General features: G+C 68.3%; 21 protein-coding genes. 6 read left to right on the forward strand and 15 right to left on the reverse strand.

From position 1 onward, the window contains the following. Nucleotides 1-4 precede the first annotated feature (4 nt). Together SLQ33_RS03520 and SLQ33_RS03525 are read right to left on the reverse strand one after the other, a co-directional pair. Complete coding sequence (locus tag SLQ33_RS03520) at nt 5-1450, reverse strand: aldehyde dehydrogenase (RefSeq protein WP_413467562.1); 1446 nt, start codon at nt 1448-1450, stop codon at nt 5-7. Further along, nucleotides 1447-3828, reverse strand: a complete 2382-nt coding sequence (locus tag SLQ33_RS03525) for a CoA transferase (RefSeq protein WP_319452377.1) — start codon at nt 3826-3828, stop codon at nt 1447-1449. Before SLQ33_RS03525 ends, SLQ33_RS03520 begins: the two co-directional genes overlap by 4 nt. A gap of 112 nt (nt 3829-3940) precedes the next feature. Here SLQ33_RS03525 and SLQ33_RS03530 point away from each other — a divergent pair, with 112 nt between their 5' ends. After that, entirely contained in the window at nt 3941-4705 is a 765-nt protein-coding gene (locus SLQ33_RS03530; protein WP_319452378.1) for a CPBP family intramembrane glutamic endopeptidase, read from the forward strand. On the opposite strand, the gene SLQ33_RS03535 is transcribed toward SLQ33_RS03530, so the two are convergent. Continuing rightward, nucleotides 4702-5286 (reverse strand): CGNR zinc finger domain-containing protein, encoded by a 585-nt coding sequence (locus SLQ33_RS03535; protein WP_319452379.1) that lies wholly within the window; start codon nt 5284-5286, stop codon nt 4702-4704. The genes SLQ33_RS03530 and SLQ33_RS03535 overlap by 4 nt on opposite strands. A gap of 118 nt (nt 5287-5404) precedes the next feature. Here SLQ33_RS03535 and SLQ33_RS03540 point away from each other — a divergent pair, with 118 nt between their 5' ends. Beyond that, nucleotides 5405-5896: a hypothetical protein gene (locus tag SLQ33_RS03540; RefSeq protein WP_319452380.1), complete on the forward strand. Its 492-nt coding sequence runs from the start codon at nt 5405-5407 to the stop codon at nt 5894-5896. Nucleotides 5897-5908: 12 nt separating this feature from the next. Here SLQ33_RS03540 and SLQ33_RS03545 read toward each other — a convergent pair whose 3' ends face one another. The 4 genes from SLQ33_RS03545 to SLQ33_RS03565 form a co-directional block, all read right to left on the reverse strand. Beyond that, on the reverse strand, nt 5909-6226 hold the full coding sequence (locus SLQ33_RS03545; protein WP_319452381.1) for a GlsB/YeaQ/YmgE family stress response membrane protein: 318 nt from the start codon (nt 6224-6226) through the stop codon (nt 5909-5911). A 121-nt stretch (nt 6227-6347) separates the two neighbouring features. Next, nucleotides 6348-7280 (reverse strand): APA family fibronectin-binding glycoprotein, encoded by a 933-nt coding sequence (locus SLQ33_RS03550; protein WP_319452382.1) that lies wholly within the window; start codon nt 7278-7280, stop codon nt 6348-6350. A gap of 197 nt (nt 7281-7477) precedes the next feature. Next, on the reverse strand, nt 7478-8560 hold the full coding sequence (locus SLQ33_RS33550; RefSeq protein ID WP_413467563.1) for a sulfate/molybdate ABC transporter ATP-binding protein: 1083 nt from the start codon (nt 8558-8560) through the stop codon (nt 7478-7480). A gap of 6 nt (nt 8561-8566) precedes the next feature. Beyond that, entirely contained in the window at nt 8567-9367 is an 801-nt protein-coding gene (locus SLQ33_RS03565; protein WP_319452383.1) for an ABC transporter permease, read from the reverse strand. 198 nt (nt 9368-9565) lie between these two features. Here SLQ33_RS03565 and SLQ33_RS03570 point away from each other — a divergent pair, with 198 nt between their 5' ends. The 4 genes from SLQ33_RS03570 to SLQ33_RS03585 all read left to right on the forward strand — a co-directional run bounded on the left by SLQ33_RS03570 (nt 9566) and on the right by SLQ33_RS03585 (nt 14103). Continuing rightward, nucleotides 9566-10237 carry an SDR family oxidoreductase gene (locus SLQ33_RS03570; protein WP_319452560.1) on the forward strand — a complete coding sequence of 224 codons (672 nt, stop codon included), beginning with the start codon at nt 9566-9568 and terminating at the stop codon, nt 10235-10237. Nucleotides 10238-10312: 75 nt separating this feature from the next. Then, entirely contained in the window at nt 10313-11242 is a 930-nt protein-coding gene (locus SLQ33_RS03575) for an LLM class F420-dependent oxidoreductase (protein ID WP_319452384.1), read from the forward strand. A gap of 104 nt (nt 11243-11346) precedes the next feature. After that, complete coding sequence (locus SLQ33_RS03580; RefSeq protein WP_319452385.1) at nt 11347-12732, forward strand: NAD(P)/FAD-dependent oxidoreductase; 1386 nt, start codon at nt 11347-11349, stop codon at nt 12730-12732. A 90-nt stretch (nt 12733-12822) separates the two neighbouring features. After that, the gene (locus tag SLQ33_RS03585) at nt 12823-14103 is read left to right on the forward strand and encodes a threonine/serine ThrE exporter family protein (protein ID WP_319452386.1); all 1281 of its coding nucleotides are present in this window, start codon (nt 12823-12825) and stop codon (nt 14101-14103) included. Nucleotides 14104-14107: 4 nt separating this feature from the next. Here the strand turns inward: SLQ33_RS03585 and SLQ33_RS03590 are convergent, their stop codons facing one another. The 8 genes from SLQ33_RS03590 to SLQ33_RS03625 all read right to left on the reverse strand — a co-directional run bounded on the left by SLQ33_RS03590 (nt 14108) and on the right by SLQ33_RS03625 (nt 19871). Then, nucleotides 14108-14734, reverse strand: a complete 627-nt coding sequence (locus tag SLQ33_RS03590) for an urease accessory protein UreD (protein ID WP_319452387.1) — start codon at nt 14732-14734, stop codon at nt 14108-14110. Nucleotides 14735-14743: 9 nt separating this feature from the next. Then, nucleotides 14744-15424: an urease accessory protein UreG gene (gene ureG / locus SLQ33_RS03595; protein WP_319452388.1), complete on the reverse strand. Its 681-nt coding sequence runs from the start codon at nt 15422-15424 to the stop codon at nt 14744-14746. A gap of 24 nt (nt 15425-15448) precedes the next feature. Then, on the reverse strand, nt 15449-16084 hold the full coding sequence (locus tag SLQ33_RS03600; protein WP_319452561.1) for an urease accessory protein UreF: 636 nt from the start codon (nt 16082-16084) through the stop codon (nt 15449-15451). 8 nt (nt 16085-16092) lie between these two features. Next, nucleotides 16093-17814, reverse strand: a complete 1722-nt coding sequence (locus SLQ33_RS03605; protein WP_319452389.1) for an urease subunit alpha — start codon at nt 17812-17814, stop codon at nt 16093-16095. Next, complete coding sequence (locus tag SLQ33_RS03610) at nt 17811-18125, reverse strand: urease subunit beta (RefSeq protein WP_319452390.1); 315 nt, start codon at nt 18123-18125, stop codon at nt 17811-17813. The genes SLQ33_RS03605 and SLQ33_RS03610 overlap by 4 nt, the downstream gene beginning before the upstream one ends. Nucleotides 18126-18134: 9 nt before the next feature. After that, the gene (locus SLQ33_RS03615; RefSeq protein ID WP_319452391.1) at nt 18135-18437 is read right to left on the reverse strand and encodes an urease subunit gamma; all 303 of its coding nucleotides are present in this window, start codon (nt 18435-18437) and stop codon (nt 18135-18137) included. A gap of 46 nt (nt 18438-18483) precedes the next feature. Next, the gene (locus SLQ33_RS03620; protein WP_319452392.1) at nt 18484-18903 is read right to left on the reverse strand and encodes a PaaI family thioesterase; all 420 of its coding nucleotides are present in this window, start codon (nt 18901-18903) and stop codon (nt 18484-18486) included. Nucleotides 18904-19088: 185 nt separating this feature from the next. Further along, nucleotides 19089-19871 (reverse strand): iron reductase, encoded by a 783-nt coding sequence (locus tag SLQ33_RS03625; RefSeq protein ID WP_319452393.1) that lies wholly within the window; start codon nt 19869-19871, stop codon nt 19089-19091. Nucleotides 19872-20011 lie beyond the last annotated feature (140 nt).

The following is a 20011-nucleotide window of genomic DNA, read 5'->3' on the forward strand; positions in this document are numbered from 1 at the left end:
AGAGCTAGTTTGCCGGGCCGACGCGGTATATCGACTTGAGGGTCTGGTAGGCCGCAAGCCCCTCGGGCCCGAGCTCGCGCCCCAGGCCGCTGGACTTCACCCCGCCGAACGGCGCCTGCATGTCGAGTTGGTAGTCGTTGACACCGATGGTGCCAGTGCGCACTTCGCGAGCGATGTCGGTGGCGCGATCGGTGTCCGTCGACCAAACGGTGCCGCCCAGCCCGAACTCGCTGTCGTTGGCGATGTCGATGGCCTCCTGATCGGTGCCGTAGGGGATGACGGCCAGCACCGGGCCGAAGATCTCCTCCTGGGCGATGCGAGCCGAATTGTCGACGTCGGCGAACACCGTTGGCGAGACGAACCAGCCCCGGGGCTGGTCGGCCGGAACCGAGCCGCCGGCAACGAGTCTGGCGCCCTCGGCCTTGCCGACGTCGATGTAGTTGAGCACCCGCTCGCGTTGTCGTGAGCTCACCAGGGGCCCGACGATGGTCGAGCGCTCCAACGGATCGCCGACGGTGAGTCCGTCCGCCAGGGCGGCCACCGCGTCGACGACTTCGGCATAACGTGAGCGCGGCGCCAAGATTCGCGAACTCAGATGGCAGGTCTGGCCGTTGTTGACGAACGAGGCCGACCGCAGGCCCCGCATGGTGGCCTCGAGGTCCGCGTCGTCGAGGATGATGGCCGCGGACTTGCCGCCGAGTTCCAGGGTGACCGGGCGCATCAGCCTCCCACAAATCTCGCCGATGATGCGGCCCGCCGCGGTCGACCCGGTGAACGCGACCTTGTCGATGCCGGGATGCGCCACCAGATGTGCGCCCGCGACCGGTCCGCCGGCGACGATGTTGAGCACTCCGGGCGGCAGGCCCGCGTCCTGGGCCGCTTCACCGAAGATCAAGGCGTCCAGAGCCGTTTCGGGTGCCGCCTTGAGCACCATGGTGCATCCCGCGGCGAGGGCGGGTGCGATCTTCATCGCCGCTAGCGCCTGCGGATAGTTCCACGGTGTGATGGCCCCCACCACCCCGACCGGTTCGCGCCGCACGATCGTGTGCCCGATCATGGCGGGCCGGATCTCCTCGATCTCGGTGCGGCCGATCAGGTCCGCGTAATAGCCCAGCAGTGCTGCGGGGAAGATGCCGTTCGCGCCGCGCGACAGTGAGATCGGCATGCCGTTCTCGCGGGTGCACAGTTGATTGGTATCGGCGGCGCGGGCCGTCAGCGCCTCGGCGAACCGGACGAGCACCTCGGCTCGTTCGGCGGCCGGGGTGCGGCGCCACCCGTCCAATGCGGTGCGGGCCGCCGCGACTGCGTCGTCGAGCTCCGATTCCGTTGCGGCCGAACCGTTGCCGAGCGATTCGCCGGTGGCCGCCTCGATCACGGGCTCAACCTCGTCGGCTTTGCGGAACTGTCCGCCGACGAACAACCTTGCGCCAGTGTCGATCAGGGTCGTCACGATGAGCTCCTGGTTTCCTCGTTGGGGTCGGTCCAGCTGAACAGCACGCCGTCGGTGATCAGGCGGTCGGTCTCCTCGACTGCCATGCCCAACAGCTTGTGGCAGATCTCCCGGGTGTGCTCGCCAGGCATCGGAGCGGGCCGCAGCTCTGCGTCGGGGATGTGACGCGACGGTGCGGGCCGTTGCCCGGTGGGCATCGGTGCGTCGAACAATGGATGGACCATGTTCGCGAAGACCTTGCGGTGCCCCAGCTGCGTATCGGCCAACACGTCCACCGCACGGTTCATCGGGCCGGCGGGTACGCCGGCGTCCTGAAGCAACCGAGTGACGACGGCCTTGTCGCGAGTTTCCGTCCACGCCGACACGGCGGCGACGAACTCCGTTCTGTCATTAGGCAATTCGGCCACGCCCATCAGTCTGGACAGTGCGGCACGGTGGTCGTTGGACCGTACCGAGACGACGCACCATTCGTCGTCGCCGACGCACCGAAGCACGGCGTGCACCGCGTCGTCGGCGACGACGGGCAGTTTCCCGGCGCGGGCCGCATCGGTGACGTAGGCCGCAGCGAGTTGGTTGACGGCGACTTCGGCCTGCGAGATATGCACGCGGCCGACGAATCCCGCTGTTTCGCGCTGGATAAGGGCCGCCAGCGCGGCGATCGCAGTGATCCTCGCCGAGACGTGGTCGGGAAAGATCGTCGTCGCATCGTAGAAGCCGGGATCATCGGGATCGTCCGAGGTCCACAGTCGACTGACGCCGGTCGTAGCCCGCACCAGTGGCCCGTAGCCCATCCTGGTGCTCCAGGGCCCCGTCGCGCCAAAGGCGCTGCTCTCGGCCAGCACGATCCGCGGGTTCACGGCCCGAAGCCGATCGTAGGAGAAGCCAAGCGAATCAAGCGTTCCCGGCTTGAAGTTCGCGAACACCGCGTCGGAATCGGCCACCAGCCGGCCGAAGATCGCGGCGCCGTCGGCAGTGCGGAGGTCCAGTCCCAGGCTGTGCTCGTTGCGGTGCGTCAACGCCCACGATCTGCTCATCGGCTGACCGGGCAACGTCTGGCGCAGCCCGTCGGGATAGGCGGCGCTCTCGACCTTGATGACCTCTGCGCCAAGATCTGCGAACAGCCGGCCGAGTTCGCCACCGGCGACGATCACGCCAAGGTCGAGGATGCGCAGGCCGTCGAACGGTCGCCCGGTGCCCGAGTCGGCGGAGAAGCTGGCGTTGGGCGCCGGTCGCGTCGCGTTCCAGACGGGTTCGTCTGCTCCAGGGGCAGGCGCGGGCCGCTCGAATCCCGCGTGCCTGCCGTCGACGACGAACGGCCCCGTCGGGACGGCCAGTCGAGCACCGGTGGCGAGTTCGACCTCGGTCAACGCACCCACGGCGCGAAAGTGGTCCGACGCCAACGCTTCCGCGGGGGTGAGCACCGCGGCGATCGGCACGCCGCGAGCTTGCCCCTCCGCGACCAGGTCGTCCATCGTCTGGGCGGCGACCAGCTCTGCAATGGCTTCGTTGATGTCGTTGGACGCGGCGTAGCGGGCCGCGATCGTCTCGAGTTCCGGATCCGAGAACCGTTCGGGCTCACCGAGCCACGCCCGCATTCCCCGCCACTGACGTGGTGACAGCAGACATATTCGTACGTACCCGTCGCGACAGCTGAACGTCGGATAGAGCTGCTGATTCCTGGGCCGTCCGCGCCACAATTCGCCGGATGCCTTCAGGCCGACGGCGGCCTGGCCCTCGGAGCCGAACGGCGGATCCAACGACTGGACGACGGCCTCGAAGCGGGAGAAGTCGATGAAGTCGCCTGTGCCGTGACGCAGCCGGTGGTAGTAGGCGACGAGTGCGGTCCACGCGGCCTGAACGGCGGCGGTGGCCGACGCGATGCCATCGGGCGGGAGCACCGGCCTGCCCTCGGTGGGCCCGGACCGCGATAGCGCCGTCGACATCGCGTACAGCACCGAGTCGGTGGCCCGCCACGACGCGCACGGCCCTGCCCCGCCGAAGTCGGTCACCGACAGCGCGACGAGCTGGGGGAACCGATCGGCGAGTTCGGCACACGACGTGCCGAACGCCGCGGCCCGGCCTGGGGTTCCCCCGTCGATCACGATGTCGGCACCGCCGGCGAGGTCGATGAACCGGTCGCGGTCGCCGGCATCAGCGGCGTCGAGCGTCGCGCAGCGCTTGTTGGCGTTGCTCAGCGCGAACTGGATCCCTGCGCCCAAAACAGTGGGGCCCGCGGTGCGGTCGGCGGCTCCCCCAGGTGGCTCGATTTTCAGTACGTCGGCGCCCAGGTCGGCAAGCAGTCGGCCGACGCCATCCGACTCGGCCCCGCCCACGTCGAGCACCCGCAGCGAGGCCAAAAGCTGACACCTGTCAAGCATGGGGAACAGTATTGATCACCCGTCGCGCGTCGACGTCCGCGGGTTGACCGTTCTGGATGCCTCAGCGCAGCTGAACTGGGCGCACGCCATTCGCAAGTACACTTGGTCGGTTATGTCTGACGTCAGCGCGGTCGAGGCGCCGCCCCATCCGCTGATCGGTCAGCTGTCGGCTCTGCACCACTACCGCATCTACGTCGACATCGGCGTGGTCGTCGTGGTGCTCGCGGTGACGAACCTCGTCGCACACTTCACCACGCCCTTGGCGAACTTCGCCACCGTTCCCGCTGCGGCCGTCGGGCTGGTGTTGCTCGTCCGGTCACGGGGGCTCGGCTGGAGCGAGCTCGGGCTCGGTCGCGAACACTGGCGGTCCGGTGCGGGCTACGCGTTCGGGGCGGTGGCCCTGGTCGGTTCGGTGATCGCCGTCGGGGTGCTGCTCCCCTGGACCAGGCCGATGTTCATGAACGATCACTACGCCACGCTCTCGGGCGCGCTGATCGCGTCGATGGTCATCATCCCGTTGCAGACCGTGATTCCAGAAGAGCTCGCCTTCCGCGGTGTACTGCACGGCACGCTCGATCGGGCGTGGGGTTTTCGTGGCGTCGCCGCTGCCGGGTCGTTGCTCTTCGGGCTTTGGCACATCGCCACGTCACTAGGTCTGACCAGCAGCAACGTGGGCTTCCTGCGGTTGTTCGGCGGCGGTGTGCTCGGCATGGTGGCGGGAGTCGTGCTCGCCGTTATCGCGACCGGCGCGGCCGGCTTCATCTTCACGTGGTTGCGCAGGCGCAGTGGCAGCCTGATCGCACCGATCGCATTGCACTGGTCGCTCAACGGGCTCGGCGCACTGGCGGCCGCGCTCGTCTGGCACGCGTCGACTTAGCGTGTGACGCGCTTGCGGGCGCGGAAGTCGCGGTTCTTCAGCTTGTTCCCGCACGACGCCATGTCGCACCAGGTTCCGCCGTGGTTGCGGGAGCGGTCGTAGAACGCCCACCGGCAGTCGTCGTTGGCGCACGCCTTGAGGTGGGCCCACGTGCCGTCGCGCTGCGCCGCCTCGACGACGAGCAGCAGCCCGGTCAGGCGGGCCCGCACGGTGTCGCCGACGGGTCCCACGGTCACCCGGCCGTCGTCGCCTACGGACGCCCGAATCGAGACTTCCTCGGCGAGTCGGCGAAGAGGCGCGGTGGCCGCTGCATCGGGCAGGGGTCCGCCGGTGTTGTGAATCACCAACGCGCGCAGCCCTTCTCGCACGCCGACTAGGACGTCGAGGTCATCGGCGGTCAGCGCGTCGTCGGGGGCAAGCAACCCGTTCGAGACCAGCCACGGCTGGGCGTCGGCGAGCGCTACCAGGCGGTCCTGACCCGACTCGCGGTCGAGGGTGTTGATGAAGCCTTGGACACGGCGCAAGGGCCCTGGCGCAGGCTTGGCCTCCAGGTCGCCGAACCACTGATCCGTATGAGACATGCCGACACTCTACGCGCTTCGTGACCATCGTAAAGGCTTGACTGGTCACCGTGACCGGTATAACGTCGACGTTAGTCACGAAATGGCCCTGACATGAAGTGAAGAGGAGGAGATCGAGATGGCATCACCGCATCCGACCTGGCCGGAGTTGGTCGAGTTCGAACTCACCATTCGCGCCAGGCCGTACGAGTCGGGTGTGCAACCGAGCTGGCCCGAACGTTTGCGCGCGAAACTGTTCGCGGCGCGATACGACCGACAGGTGGACGCCGGCGTCACGCCAGTCCCCGGCACCGCGCTCGCCGTGCACCACGCGCGCCTGACCGCACCCTCGGAACGGGCCGAGCTGAGCCGCGCCCTCTGCGTGGCGATGAGCGATGCCGAAACCGGATGGGACGGCATCAATCCACGGGTTCCCGTGCGGGCGGAGGCAATTCACCACGCGACCGGCGTCTTCGAGGACGTGGTCCAGCGGTTGGCGGAGCCGTTCCCCGTGCGGGCCCGCGGCATGGCGCGGCTGCGCATCCTGCTGGCCGACGGCCGCGGCCCGCTCTACCGCTCGGGGTCGGGCAGCCTCAGCGCGGCGATGCGTGGCGTGCTTGCCGCGCTTTGATCGGCCGCCTGATCAGCGCGCCTTGCTCGACCCTCGGCGCACCAGGCCGACGACCCACAGCAGGATCACCGCTCCGAGCAGCGCGGTCAAGAAGGTGAAGAACCGTCTGCCGCCGGCGACGTTGAAGTCCAGCAGCTCCAGTAGGAACCCGCCGAGAAAGCCTCCGATGACGCCGACCAGGATGTTCATCACGATGCCCTGCCCGCTGCCCTTGACGATCTTTCCCGCCAACCAGCCAGCTATGCCACCGATGATGATGTATGCGATCCATCCCACGGCGGTGGGCGGCGCGAAGGCCAGTTGCTGTGTGGTCGCAACGATCATGTCCATGGGGATCTCCTACCCGTCGCCGGCTAGCGCGGTGCTAAGCCACCCTTCGGTATACCCGCGTCGGGTAACGAATTAGACGACTTTAGGGGCACGATCCAACTAAAAGAGCTGCGCCGTGCGCTCAGCCGGCCGGCAACATCTCCGGCGGCGCGTTGGTAACTGGCACGGGAACCCCGACACCGGGCCGCGGCGCCGGCGCGTTCGGATCGGGTGGCGGCGCGTTCGGGTCGGGCGGCGGAGCCTCGGGCGGCGGCGGTGGTGTCCACGGCCGGATCGACTGCGTCAGCGCTGCCGCCGCGCCCTTGTCGACGGGTTGGGTCGCGGTGCCGAGCCAGACCACGAACCAACGCTCGGGGGTGCGCTGACCGCGTGGGGTGCCCACCGGTACCGGCGCGCCGACCACTCCGGCCCAGATCTGTCCGTCGGGCTTGGTGGTATCGGTGAACTTCACCGAGTACGACGAGAATGCCCCTGGCACGCCTGCCGCGTCGAGCGGCCCGGCTTCCTGACTCATTCGCGTGCCCGCGAACGGCATGAAGAACTCGCCCATGTCGGACGCCAGTCGCGCGGCCGCCTTGGCGTTGTCGGTCTCGGCTCCTGCGAACAACTTCAGGTCGAGCCGGCCAAGCAGCACACTGGTGTCAGTCGGGCTCTGCTCGGACCCGGCAGGCGGGAGTTTGGTCAGCAGTGCCTGCCCGTACGACAGCTGGGTCTGGTCGGAGACCTTCCACCCGGCGGGTACCAGGTAGCTGAACCCACCTGGCGCGTTGTTGACGCGGCCCGGCTCCGGCGGTGGCGGCGGGGGCGGAGCGTTCGGATCGAGCGGTGGCGCGTTCGGGTCGGCAGGTGGTGGCGGTGGCGCGTTGGGGTCGGCAGGCGGCGGAACCAACGGTCCCTGGCCTGGAGGCAGCGGTGGCGGAGGTGCGGGCTCCGGCTCGGCGTTGGCCGCTCCGGGCAGCACTAGCGCCGCCGCGGTGGCACACGCCACAGCGGCAGTCGCCAACGATCTGGACAGGTTCTTGCGTCGTCGATTGCTTGCGCCCGGGTGCTGCATGGGGAAGAAACTACCGTGTTACCGCCGTGACGCAAGTGTGAGTTGCTCTTAGAGTGTCAATCTTGGAAATTGCTGTAGGGGAACAACTCTGTGCAAACACGCCAGAATGGTGATTGCTGACACAAAAGAGCCCGAGAGGTCGCGCGGGCGCGATCTCTGGAGGTCTCGCCGGTTGATCGTTCGCGACGCGAACCCCGTTACGGCGTCGCGTAGAGCGCGACCTCCTGCGACTTCACGACGAAGTACACGCGCTCCCCCGGCGCCAAGCTCAAGTCGACCGCCGACTCGGCCGTGACGTCGGCCGCGAGGCCGGGGGCTCCGTCGGGTTGTTCCTCGGATCGCACCCGCACCGCGGGTCCGCGGCTGTCGAGTTCGGCGACCACCAATTCGACCACATTGCGGGGGCTGCCGTGGGGTTGGTCGCGGTACACCGCCACCGCGGACGGCGCGAACACTGCGACCGCCGGGCGGCCCACCGCGAGTGAGCCACCCGCGGTGCCGTGCCACGCCGTGCCCCATTCGGTGACGAGCGTCGCGGAGTCGTCGACGCGGCCGCTGACCAGGTTGACGCCCGCGAATCTGGCGCCGAACCGGCTCCGTGGGGCCGCCAGGATCCCCGCCGAGGTCCCCGACTCCACGACGAGGCCCGACTCGATGACGACGACGCGGTCGGCGAGCGTGACGACGTCGAGCAGGTCGTGAGTGACGAGCAGGGCGGATCGGCCGTCGCGGGCCAGCACCCGGCGCAGCACCTGGCGCATTGCGGTCGCGACCGCGACGTCCAGCCCGGCCATCGGTTCGTCGAGCAGCATCACGTCGGGCTCGGCCGCCAACGCGCGGGCCAGCGCCACGCGCTGCGCCTGGCCGCCCGACAGCTGACGCGGCATCCGGTCGGCGAACTCGGCCGCCTCGACCTCGCCGAGCCAGTGGTGCGCCATCTCGCGAGAGTCCTTGCGGCCGAGTCGCTTTCCGCTGCGAGGTCCGAACGCGACGTTGGCGGCGACGTCGAGGTGCGGAAACAGCAGGGGGTCCTGCATGAGCAGTCCGACGCGTCGGTCGTACGTGGGAACGTCGATGCCCGAGGACGTGTCGGTGAGCACGCGGTCGCCCACCCGGACGGTGCCGTCGTCGGGCCGGAGCAGCCCGGCGATGACGTGCAGCACCGTCGACTTCCCCGCGCCGTTCGGCCCGAGCACGGCCAGCACTTCGCCCGGATCGAGGCTCAATTCGAGGTCGACACTGCGCCTTTCGACCCGGGCCCGGAGTTCAACGCCGGTCATGTCGACTCACCAGCCACCGACGCCACCCGCCTTGAGCCTGCGGCTGCCGAGGCCCACCACCACGACGGCGGCGACGACCACCAGCAGGACCGACAGGGCCACCGCGGCATCGGCGTCGCTCTCGCGTTGCAGGTAGATCTCCAAGGGCAAGGTGCGGGTCACGCCCTCCCGAGAGCCCGCGAACGTCAGCGTCGCGCCGAACTCGCCAAGGGAGCGGGCGAACGCCAACACCGCGCCCGAGGCAAGCCCGGGAGCCAACAGCGGCAGGGAGACTCGTCGCCAGACGGTCGTCGGGCGTGCGCCCAGCGTCGCAGCGACTACTTCGTAGTCGGCGCCCACCGTGCGGGCGGCCCCCTCCATGGCGATCACCAGGAACGGCAACGACACGAACGTCTGGGACAGCACCACCGCCGACGTCGTGAACGCGATGCGGATCCCGGCAGCGTCCAGGTACTGGCCGATCAGCCCTAGCCGACCGAACGCATAGAGCAGTGCGATGCCGCCGACCACCGGCGGCAGCACGAGTGGCAGCAGGATCAGCGGCCGGATCCACCGCACCACTCGGGCGTCGCTTCGGGCCAACACCATGGCCATCGGCACGCCGAGCACGATGCACAGCGCGGTGCTGGCGGCGGCGGTCTTGAGGCTGAGCTCCAGCGCGGTCAACGACGACGTGCTGGTGATCAGCGACCAGAAGCTGGGCCAGTCGACCCTCGTCGCGACGGCGACCAGCGGAAGGATGACGAAGATTGCGCCGATGGCGGCGGGGACGTAGAGCCAGCGGGGCAGTCCGGCCGAGCGGATCAAGGTCGGGCGAGACCCGCCCGCGAGCGGGCGCCGTCCCCCGCGCGGCCTGGGTGAATGCGCCTCACGAGTTGAACCCTAGGGCACCCGGCGGGACGTGTCCGTGGTTATCCGCGTGGCGAGTTTCCCCCCGTAGCTACTGTCCAGTAACATGACGCTCGACTCGCTGGGTTCAGCGTTGAACACGAGGAGGTCGTGGCGATGGACATGCTGCTCACCGGTGGCGACACCGAACTCGGACGCACCATCGCGGAGGGCTTCCGCGATGCCGGCCACACGGTGGTGATCGCGGGCGCCCGTCGCGACGATCTCGACGTCGCCGCCAAGGAGTTGGACGTCGACTCGATCGTCTTCGACAACACCGATGCGGCCAGCCTCGAAGAGGCCCGCAGCCTGTTCCCGCACCACCTCGACGCGATCGTCAACGTGCCCGCTCCGCGTTGGGCGGCAGGCGATCCGCGCGCGTTCACCCTCGCCGACCACGCCGCCGCATGGCGCAACGCGCTCGACGCCACGTTGCTCTCGGCGGTGCTGACGGTCCAGATCCTCGGCGACCACCTGCGCTCCGGCGGTGCGATCGTCAACATCGTGCCCGACAGCCCGCGCGAAGGCAGCCCGGAAGCCGCCATCAAGGCCGCGGTGTCCAACTGGACCGCGGGCCAGGCGGGCCACTTCGGCATCCGCGGCATCACCGTCAACGCGGTAGCGGCGGGCCGTGGCGCCGAGCCCGGTTACGACGGCATCGGTGGCACGGCACCGTCAGTCGCCGCCGAACTCACCCGGCTCGCGTTGTTCCTGACGACGCCGTCCGCCCGCCACATCACCGGCCAGACGCTGCACGTGAGTTCCGGTGCGCTCGCCAACTTCGGCTAACCCCGCGGTTTATTCCCGCTTCGCGCCAAGCGAAACGGACGACCCTCCGCCTTGATCGGTGGTTAGGTCGAAGACGTGACGATTCGACTCGGACTCCAGATCCCCAACTTCTCCTACGGCACCGGCGTCAGCGAGCTCTTCCCCACCGTGATCGCGCAGGCGCAGGAAGCCGAAGCCGCCGGCTATGACTCGGTCTTCGTGATGGACCACTTCTATCAACTGCCCGGACTCGGCACGCCCGATCAGCCGATGCTCGAGGCGTACACGGCGCTCGGGGCGCTCGCCAGCGTGACCGAGAAGGTGCAGCTCGGCACCCTGGTCACCGGGAACTCCTACCGCAATCCGACGTTGCTCGCCAAGGCCATCACCACGCTCGACGTGATCAGTCAGGGCCGCGCCGTGCTCGGCATCGGCACCGGGTGGTACGAACTCGAACACGACTCTCTTGGCTACGAATTCGGGACCTTCACCGATCGGTTCAACAAGCTCGGCGAGGCGCTCGACATCATCCTGCCGATGCTCGAGGGCAAGCGACCGACGGTCAACGGAAAGTACTACCGCACGCAGGAGGCGATGGCCGAACCCCGCTTCCGCGACCACCTTCCGCTGATGATCGGCGGAAGCGGCGAGAAGAAGACCATTCCGTTGGCGGCCAAGTACTTCGACCACCTCAACATCATCGCCGGGTTCGACGAGCTGCCCCACAAGCTGGCCGTCATCCGCGAGAACTGCGAGAAGATCGGACGCGATCCGGCCACGCTCGAGACCAGCGTGCTGGCAATCGCGATCATCGACGAGAACGTCACCGCCGACTTCATCCCCGAGGACTTCAGGCAGCAAGCGGTCTTCGGAAGCCCCGAGCAGGTCGCCGACCAGATCAAGACGAAGGTCTTCGACGCCGGTGTGGACGGCGTGATCCTGAGCCCGGTGACGAGCTTCAACGGCTATCAGCCCGGTGGCGCCACGGCTGTCGCGGAGCTGCTCAAACCGCTGATCACTGCGTGAACAACGGGGGTGGTGGGGCATCTCACCGCGCTCCTGGGAAGCCCGCCGACTAACCTGTTCGTTGTAACAGTTGTCAAAGGTGGGTCTTCCCGCGAGGAGCTGAAATGAGCCATCCCGGCGCCAAGGCATCGGATCGGCACAAGGTCGTCATCATCGGATCGGGCTTCGGTGGTCTGAACGCCGCTCAGGCCCTCAAGCGCACCGACGTCGACGTCAAGCTGATCGCCCGCACGACGCACCACCTGTTCCAGCCGCTGCTCTACCAGGTGGCCACCGGCATCATCTCCGAGGGCGAGATCGCCCCGCCGACGCGGCTGATCCTGCGCAAGCAGGAGAACGCTCAGGTGCTGCTCGGCGACGTCACACACATCGACCTGGAGAATCAGACGGTCGACTCGGTACTGCTTGGCCACACCTACCGCACGCCGTATGACGAGCTGATCCTCGCCGCGGGTGCCGGGCAGTCCTACTTCGGCAACGACCACTTCGCCGAATGGGCACCGGGGATGAAGTCGATCGACGACGCGCTCGAACTACGAGGGCGCATCCTGGGCTCCTTCGAACAGGCCGAGCGGTCGAGTGATCCGGAGCGCCGCAAGAAGCTCTTGACGTTCGTCGTCGTGGGTGCGGGCCCGACGGGCGTTGAAATGGCCGGGCAGATCCAGGAATTGGCCGACCAGACGCTCAAGGGCAGCTTCCGGCACATCGATCCCTCCGAGGCTCACGTCATCCTGCTGGACGCCGCGCCGGCGGTACTACCTCCGATGGGCGAGAAGCTGGGCCTCAAGGCGAAGGCACGCCTGGAGAAGATGGGCGTCGAGATTCAGCTCAACGCCATGGTCACCGACGTCGACCGCAATGGCATCACGGTGAAGGACTCCGACGGCACCATCCGACGGATCGAAGCGTCGTGCAAGGTGTGGTCCGCGGGCGTGTCCGCCAGCCCGCTTGGCCGCGATCTGGCCGAGCAGTCCGACACCGAGATCGATCGCGCGGGGCGCGTGAAGGTGAACCCCGACCTGTCGATTCCGGGTCACCCCAACGTGTTCGTGGTCGGCGACATGGCCTTCGTCGAGGGCGTGCCCGGTATGGCCCAGGGTGCCATCCAGGGCGGCAAGTACGTGGCGAAGATCCTCCAGAACGAGGCAAAGGCACGCGAGCACGGCACCATTCCCAAGCCCCGCGAGCCGTTCAAGTACTTCGACAAGGGCTCGATGGCGACGGTGTCGCGGTTCAACGCGGTAGCGCAAGTGGGCAAGCTCGAGTTCGGCGGCTTCATCGCATGGTTGGCCTGGCTGGGCCTGCACCTCATCTACCTGGTCGGCTTCAAGACCAAGATTGCGACGCTGCTGTCGTGGGCGGTGACGTTCCTGAGCCGCGACCGCGGGCAGCTCACGATCACCGAGCAGCAGGCCTATGCGCGCACCAGGATCGAGCAGCTCGAGGAAGTCGCGGCCTCGGTGCAGGAAACCGAGAAAGCCGCGAGTTAGCGCGGCCTTTCGGAGGGCAGGAGCGAAGCGACCCGGGATTCTGGCACTGCCGTCCGCTTTCCGGCGGATGCTGGTGCACACTGAGGGGCGATGACCGGCAGCTGGAGTGACTGGACCCAGCGACTCTGGCGCTCGGTGCGCAAAGAGGCTTCGGACGCCGTCACCGAACCCGACGCCCACGACGAAGCCGAAGTGGCCGCGATGCTCCGTGAACTGGGTATCGCGTTGCTCGAAGTCGAGCAACCATCCCAATTGGTGGCCGCTCGGCTGCTCACCATCGCTCCGCGGTACACGTCCAAGACGGTGCGGGTGGTGGCGTTGCCGACCGTGCTGGTGATTCAGGTCGGCCGCGTGGGCTACGAGGTGGACACGTCCACTCATGCGACACTGCAACTCGACCTGGCCGGTCGTATCGACCGCATCGCCGAGCTTGCGGCCGTCGGCGGCATCACGCCCCCGGACGCCATCGCGGCGGTTTCGGCGGCTCGAGCGATGCGGCCGCGCTTCGGACCGGTGGCGACCATCGCCGCCTACGCCGTCACCACGGTCGGCTTCGGCATGACCATCGATCCCACCTGGGCGGCGCTGCCCGGGTACCTCTTCCTCGGGCTGGTCGTCGGGGCGGTCGTCATGCTGGGCAGGCCGTTCCCCGCACTGAATCCGGTGCTGCCGACGCTCTGCGCGATGATCGCGACCATCCTCGCGACGCTGTTCGTCGCCGACGCCGCCAACGATGGGCTCGTGCGGGTGATCAGCCCCGCGCTGGTGGCGATCCTGCCGGGCATGGCGTTGACCATCGGCGCGATGGAGCTGGCCAGTTCGGCGATCGTCGCGGGCGCCAGTCGACTCGTGTACGGCGTCGCACAGCTGGGCCTGCTGGTGTTCGGCGTGGGGCTCGGTACCCACGTCGCGGGAACGGTGGATCCGCAGGAGCCGTCACCCCAGATGGGCTCCTGGTCGCTATACGTGGCCGTGGTTCTGGTCGCGATCGGGCTCTACGTCTACTTGTCCGCACCCAAAGGGTCACTGTTGTGGCTGATGGCGGCCATCGCCGTGGCGTTGGTTGGGCAGAAGGTCGGCGGCATGTTTCTGTCACCGTCGCATAGCGGCGCCGTCGGCGCGTTCTTCGTCGCGCCGTTCGCCTTGGTGGCTTCCCGCATAAGGACGTCGCCGCCGGCCATCGTGATGATGCTTGCGTCGTTCTGGGCATTGGTGCCCGGAGCCTTGAGCTTCGTGACCCTGAGCCAGGCGGCCACCGGCGGCCCGGCCGACGTCGACACGTTGGGGTCGACTGTCGCCGCGGTGTTCTCCATCGCGCTGGGCACGCTCGCTGGCTTTAGCGTCTACCACGCAGTCCGCGGTGAGCGCTGAGAGCTCACAGGCGCTCGCCCTGCCACGTCGCAAGGCAGCCGCCCGCGGCCAGCTCGAGTAGCGTGCCCGCGGCCTCGAACGTCGTTTCGGGATAACGCAGTTCGCTGACGCACGCGCGTGGCGCACTCAACTCGTCGTCTGCGACGGCGCCGGTACCCACTTCGATCCGATGCCGCAGCAGCGGTGCGTCGTCGATGTCGGCGAGCAGGGTTCCCGACCAGAAGCCCTTGCGCTCAAAGGATCTGCCGATCTGGATGCGTTCGCGTATCCGCACCCGACCCGTCTCGGCGAGCGTCAGTCGGGTGGTGGTGACGTGGCGCGACTCCCCTGCGACGATCGTGGGCTGGGGGTCGAGATCGAGCTCCCCCGCCACGTCGAGCTCCCAGCACGCCATCGACTGCGCCGTCATGGTTCCCGGCAGCACCATGGTGGCCGCCGCGGTACGCACCCGCAGGCGCGCGCCCGGTTCGACGACGATCCGCACCCAGATGACGTCGCCGCCCAAGGGAGTGGCGGCGGCCGACACCAGATGCACCGTGTCGGCCTCCGTGCGGCGGGCCGCCACGCCGCCGGTGCACTCCAGCAGCGGCGCCCGGTCGGGGCGCGCAACGATCAGGACGTCGGACCGCATCAGCGGCGGTCAGCTCTCGACCGGCACGCGCAGTTGGGCGCGCACCCAGTCCAGCACCGGACCCGTCGTCGGGTCCTCGGTGAGTGAGATCAGCACGAAGGGCCGGTCACCGCGCACCATGGCGGCGTCGCGGCGCATCACGTCGAGGTCGGCGCCGACCATCGGGGCCAGGTCGGTCTTGTTGATCACCAATAGATCTGAGAACGTCACGCCGGGCCCACCCTTACGCGGCACCTTGTCACCGCCTGCCACGTCGACGACGAAGAGCTGAACGTCCACCAGACCGGAGGAGAACGTGGCGGTGAGGTTGTCGCCACCGGATTCGACGAGGATCAGATCGAGGGCGGGGTTGCCCGCGATCAGGTCTTCGATGGCGTCGAGGTTGGCGGTGATGTCGTCGCGGATCGCGGTGTGTGGACACCCGCCGGTCTGGACGGCGGCGATGCGCTCGTCGGGAAGCACTGCGTGCCTGCGCAGGAAGTCGGCGTCCTCGGTGGTGTAGATGTCGTTGGTCAGCACGGCGAGGGACAGTTCGTCGCGCAGCTGCCGGCACAACGCCGCCACCAATGCGGTCTTGCCCGAGCCGACGGGCCCGCCGACGCCGATCCTCAGCGGCTCGCCAGAGTGGCGGATTCGGCGCGGCCGTTCGGTGTGAGTGTGGGGCTCACCGTCGAGCAGATGTGGTGGCATGGGGTGCCTTTCGGGCTATGAGCGTCAGGAGGCGAAGAGCGGCCGCTCGCGTTCGGCGTGGCGCTGGGCCAACACGTCGAGCAGCGGGTCGGAGAGGTCGGCGAGCTCCTTGGTCGCCTCGGCGGCGGTCTGGTCGCACAGCGGCGATAGTTCGAAGGTGAGCGCCGCGACGTCACCGGGATCGAGGGCAAGAAGGCGCTGCGCGGCCGTCGCCGACCCGGTCATCGTGGTGTACACGACCGAAAGCGCGGAATGTTCGGGCAACAGTCCGCTCCGCCTGCCGACCATCCCGGCCGCCACGCCGAGGTGCGGTTTGGCCCCGATCTCGTCCCAGTCCGCGTCGGGCCACACCTTGCGGGCCAGCCGGGCGAGTCCCCTACCCTGTGCCCGCGATGCCGTGCGTGCGGCGGGAGCCGGTGTGCGAGCGTCGGTTTCGCGGTCAGCCTCGGCGACGCTGCACGTGCCCGCGTGAACCGCGCTCGCCACCGAGGCGGTTACCAGGCCGTGGGTGCGGATGCGCCTGCGCAGGAAGGCCCGCAGCGTCGGCAGATCCACCACCAGCCCGCTGGTCACCGCTTCCTCGACACCGCCGGAGTGCACGTGACCGCCCGTCGGCAGCCGCGAGTCGGACAAGGCCAGCAGTGTGGAGAGGTCGGTCAGGCTCGACATCAGAACAGGAAGTATCTCTGCGCCATGGGCAGTTCGGTGGCCGGCTGCTCAGCCCAGACGTCGCCGTCGATCGTGACGGTGAACGTGTCGGGATCGACCTCGATGCGCGGGAGTGCGTCGTTGAGCGGCATCTGAGCTTTACCGATTTGCCGAACATTCTTGACCGCCACCAGCCGTCGGCTGACCGCGAGCCGGTCGGCCAGACCGTCCTCGATGGCCTGCGGTGCCACGAAGTGCACCGACGTGGCCGCCGCCGCAACCGGCGAGGCGCCGAACATCGGTCGCGGCAGCACGGGCTGCGGCGTGGGGATCGACGCGTTCGCGTCCCCCATCGCCGCCCACGCGATCATTCCGCCCTTGACCACCGCGTGCGGGCGCACGCCGAAGAAGGCCGGCTCCCACAGCACCAGGTCCGCAAGCTTGCCGACCTCGACCGACCCGATCTCGTGGTCGAGACCGTGCGCAACGGCCGGGCAGATCGTGTACTTCGCCACGTAGCGGCGAACCCGGTTGTTGTCGGCCGCCCCGTCGCCTTCGAGTGCGCCGCGGCGCCGCTTCATGACGTGTGCGGTCTGCCAGGTGCGCAGCACCACCTCACCGATGCGGCCCATCGCCTGCGCGTCGGAGCCGATCATCGAGATCGCACCGATGTCGTGCAGTAGATCCTCAGCGGCGATCGTCGAAGGCCGGATGCGGCTCTCGGCGAACGCGAGATCCTCTGGGACGCTTGGGTTGAGGTGGTGGCACACCATCAGCATGTCGAGATGCTCGTCGAGCGTGTTGACGGTATGCGGACGGGTCGGATTGGTCGAGCTGGGTAACACGTTCGGGTGCGACACCACGGTGATGATGTCCGGCGCGTGGCCGCCGCCCGCCCCCTCGGTGTGATACGCGTGGATCGACCGGCCCTTGATCGCGGCGAGGGTGTCCTCGACGAAACCCGCTTCGTTCAAGGTGTCGGTGTGGATGTTGGCCTGCACGCCCGCCGCGTCGCTCACGGTCAGGCAGGCGTCGATGGCGGCCGGAGTGGTGCCCCAGTCCTCGTGCAGCTTGAAACCCGCTGCGCCACCGCGCAGTTGCTCCCACATGGACTCGGCGGACACCGTGTTGCCCTTGCCGAGTAGCGCGACGTTCAGCGGCCAGGTGTCCAGCGCCTCGAGCATTCGCGCCAGGTGCCAGGACCCGGGCGTCACGGTGGTGGCCTTGCTGCCCTCGGCGGGACCCGTGCCACCGGCGATGATCGTGGTGATGCCGCCGCCCAACGCCTCTTCCATGATCTGCGGACAGATCAGGTGCACGTGGCAGTCGATGGCGCCCGCGGTGACGATGCGGCCGTTGCCGGCAATCACCTCGGTGGACGGTCCGACCACCAGGTCGGGGTGTACGCCCGACATGATGTCGGGGTTGCCCGCCTTGCCGATCGCCACGATGCGGCCGTCACGAATACCTATGTCGGCCTTGATGATTCCCCAGTGGTCGATGATCACCGCGCCCGTTATGACGGTGTCGGGCGCGCCGTCCGCGCGGGTGGCACGGGACTGGCCCATCGACTCGCGCAGCACCTTGCCGCCACCGAAGACGGCTTCGTCGCCGGCAAGGCCGGGCCCGCCGCTGCGATCCTCGGTGATCTCGATGAACAGGTCGGTGTCGGCGAGCCGGATCCGGTCGCCGGTGGTTGGGCCGAACAGCGCGGTGTAGCGCGCCCGGGACAGTTCGCTCACGAGGCATCCAACTTTCCGGGCGGGGTCAGCGACAGTCCATGAACTTCACGCAATCCGCGTAAGGGCACTAGCGAGACATGTTGTGCCACACCAGGTTCAAACCGAACGGCAGTACCCGCCGGAATGTCGAGCCGGTGGCCGTGGGCAGCGGCCCTGTCGAACTCCAGCGCCGCGTTGGCCTGCGGGAGGTGGACGTGGCTGCCCACCTGAACGGGACGGTCACCGTTGTTGACCACGTTCAGCTCGAGCCGCTCGGCACCTTCGTTGATGACGATGTCACCGTCGCCGAAGACGACTTCTCCAGGAATCATCGGCTCGCCTTAAGGGATCGGGTGGTGGACGGTGACGAGCTTCGTCCCGTCGGGGAACGTGGCTTCGACTTGGACGTCGTAGAGCATTTCGGGAATGCCCTCCATGACGTCTTCCCGCGCGAGCACCGCGCGACCGCTGACCATCAGTTCAGCAACGGTGCGGCCATCGCGCGCCCCCTCCAGCAGGTGGTCGGTGATCACGGCGACTGCCTCGGGGTGGTTGAGCTTCAGCCCGCGCGCCTGCCTGCGCCTGGCGAGTTCGGCGGCGTACGAGATCATCAGCCGGTCCTGCTCGTGGGGGGTCAAGCGCATAGCTGGCGATATTGCCACGGCCAGCGGCAGTCAGCAGCGCACGCGCTCAGGCAGGCGGTTTGGCGTCCGGCATGTTCTGAAGCCGTACCTGGCCGCGCGCCACGAGTTTGTCGTTCTCGTCGGTGATGGTGATGAGCCACAGCTGCTGGCGTCGCCCGCGGTGGATGGGTGTCGACACGGCGGTCACCGTGCCCGTGGAGATGGCCCGCAGGAAGTCGGTGTTGTTGTTGACGCCGACGACGGTGCCACCCCCGCCGTCCGCGGTGAGCCAGACGTGGGCCGAGACGCTGGCGAGGCTCTCGACGATCGAGCAGTACACCCCGCCGTGGACGATGCCCCACGGCTGCAGCAGATGGTCCTTGATGGTCAGCTGCGCCCGACCGCCGTCGGGGGTGACCTCCAGGAAGGTCAGGCCGAGTTCGCCGTCGAAGCCGGCGCCCACGTCCGGTGGCACAGAGGAAGTCACGAATCACTTCTACACGTCGTTGTTCGACCCAGAAGATGCGGGCGGGCCCCGCAGGGTGTGGGGGGCCCGCCCTCGAGTGGACCGGGAGTCTCTGCAGCCCTCAGGACTCCGGCTGGTCCGGTGGTTCGTGGAAGGAAGTGCGTGACATTCCTTGGAAGTACCGCATCAGCATAGGCAAGGCTGCCCTAATTTAGCAAGACCTTACTTCCGCACCCGCGGCTCTGCCCGCGGACGGGAGCGCCGAAGCCGACGAGCGCATCGAGCACCGCCTGGGCGCGGCGCATGCTGGTCACCTCGCTCGACCCGGCGAGCAGTGGCACCTGAGTTGCCGCGCTGACCACCGCAGTCCCGACGATGTGCCACATCGCAGGCACGGTCAACGCGCCCGCGTTGATGTCGAGCAGCTTGTCGAACAGCGGCGTCAGGGCGCGATGACTGCGATGCGCCACCCACGTCGTGAGCGCCGCCTCGCTCGGGAGCGCGACGATCCGATCCCTCGCGGGATGGCAACGCCGCAGCCCCGAGTGGCCGCTGCTGAAGTACGGGTCCTCGGGCAGGACGCGCAGCGTCGGGTCGGAGACGCCGACCCAGTCGATCGCCCCCTCGGAGTCGACGTGCACCCAGAGGTTCTCGAGCCCCGTGTCCCACGCGCGCCCCTCGAGCACCAGCAGTGGCACGACCCGCCCGATGACGACGTGCGACAACGTGGCGGCGAGCTGCTGGGCGACCGCGACGCGGCTGTCGGTCTCGGCGCTGGCGGCGTCGAACATCACCCTCAGCCGATCGGTGGTGAGCACCTCGGACAGCGGCCACCAACGACGGCGGGTGAGGTCGCCCATGACGGCGACGCCATACACCCGCGGACACTCGGGATAGAGCTCGCGCAATCGGCGACTCGACTCGTGCAGCGGCAACATCCGGCTGATCGCCATGCGTGAGATGAGGGGGTCGTCGACGGCCGTCGTCATGAAGCACCTCCAAGTTAGGTTAGCCTTACTATAGTGTGACCGACGGCGAGGGTAACCCCTTGTGACTGGACTCACAACGGCGGAAGAACGGGGTCTGACCGGCTAGTCCGCCGGTGCACGCGAGGCCGGCGAAATCAGGC

It is taken from the genome of Mycobacterium sp. RTGN6 (genome assembly GCF_033804605.1).
GTDB lineage: Bacteria > Actinomycetota > Actinomycetes > Mycobacteriales > Mycobacteriaceae > Mycobacterium.

Bases quoted from the DNA above. Each gene is read 5' to 3' on its own strand.
- SLQ33_RS03525 (WP_319452377.1), bottom strand. From the start codon at position 3,828: ATGCTTGACAGGTGTCAGCTTTTGGCCTCGCTGCGGGTGCTCGACGTG.
- SLQ33_RS03530 (WP_319452378.1), top strand. From the start codon at position 3,941: ATGTCTGACGTCAGCGCGGTCGAGGCGCCGCCCCATCCGCTGATCGGT.
- SLQ33_RS03535 (WP_319452379.1), bottom strand. From the start codon at position 5,286: ATGTCTCATACGGATCAGTGGTTCGGCGACCTGGAGGCCAAGCCTGCG.
- SLQ33_RS03540 (WP_319452380.1), top strand. From the start codon at position 5,405: ATGGCATCACCGCATCCGACCTGGCCGGAGTTGGTCGAGTTCGAACTC.
- SLQ33_RS03545 (WP_319452381.1), bottom strand. From the start codon at position 6,226: ATGGACATGATCGTTGCGACCACACAGCAACTGGCCTTCGCGCCGCCC.
- SLQ33_RS03550 (WP_319452382.1), bottom strand. From the start codon at position 7,280: ATGCAGCACCCGGGCGCAAGCAATCGACGACGCAAGAACCTGTCCAGA.
- SLQ33_RS33550 (WP_413467563.1), bottom strand. From the start codon at position 8,560: ATGACCGGCGTTGAACTCCGGGCCCGGGTCGAAAGGCGCAGTGTCGAC.
- SLQ33_RS03570 (WP_319452560.1), top strand. From the start codon at position 9,566: ATGGACATGCTGCTCACCGGTGGCGACACCGAACTCGGACGCACCATC.
- SLQ33_RS03580 (WP_319452385.1), top strand. From the start codon at position 11,347: ATGAGCCATCCCGGCGCCAAGGCATCGGATCGGCACAAGGTCGTCATC.
- SLQ33_RS03585 (WP_319452386.1), top strand. From the start codon at position 12,823: ATGACCGGCAGCTGGAGTGACTGGACCCAGCGACTCTGGCGCTCGGTG.
- SLQ33_RS03590 (WP_319452387.1), bottom strand. From the start codon at position 14,734: ATGCGGTCCGACGTCCTGATCGTTGCGCGCCCCGACCGGGCGCCGCTG.
- ureG (WP_319452388.1), bottom strand. From the start codon at position 15,424: ATGCCACCACATCTGCTCGACGGTGAGCCCCACACTCACACCGAACGG.
- SLQ33_RS03610 (WP_319452390.1), bottom strand. From the start codon at position 18,125: ATGATTCCTGGAGAAGTCGTCTTCGGCGACGGTGACATCGTCATCAAC.
- SLQ33_RS03615 (WP_319452391.1), bottom strand. From the start codon at position 18,437: ATGCGCTTGACCCCCCACGAGCAGGACCGGCTGATGATCTCGTACGCC.
- SLQ33_RS03625 (WP_319452393.1), bottom strand. From the start codon at position 19,871: ATGACGACGGCCGTCGACGACCCCCTCATCTCACGCATGGCGATCAGC.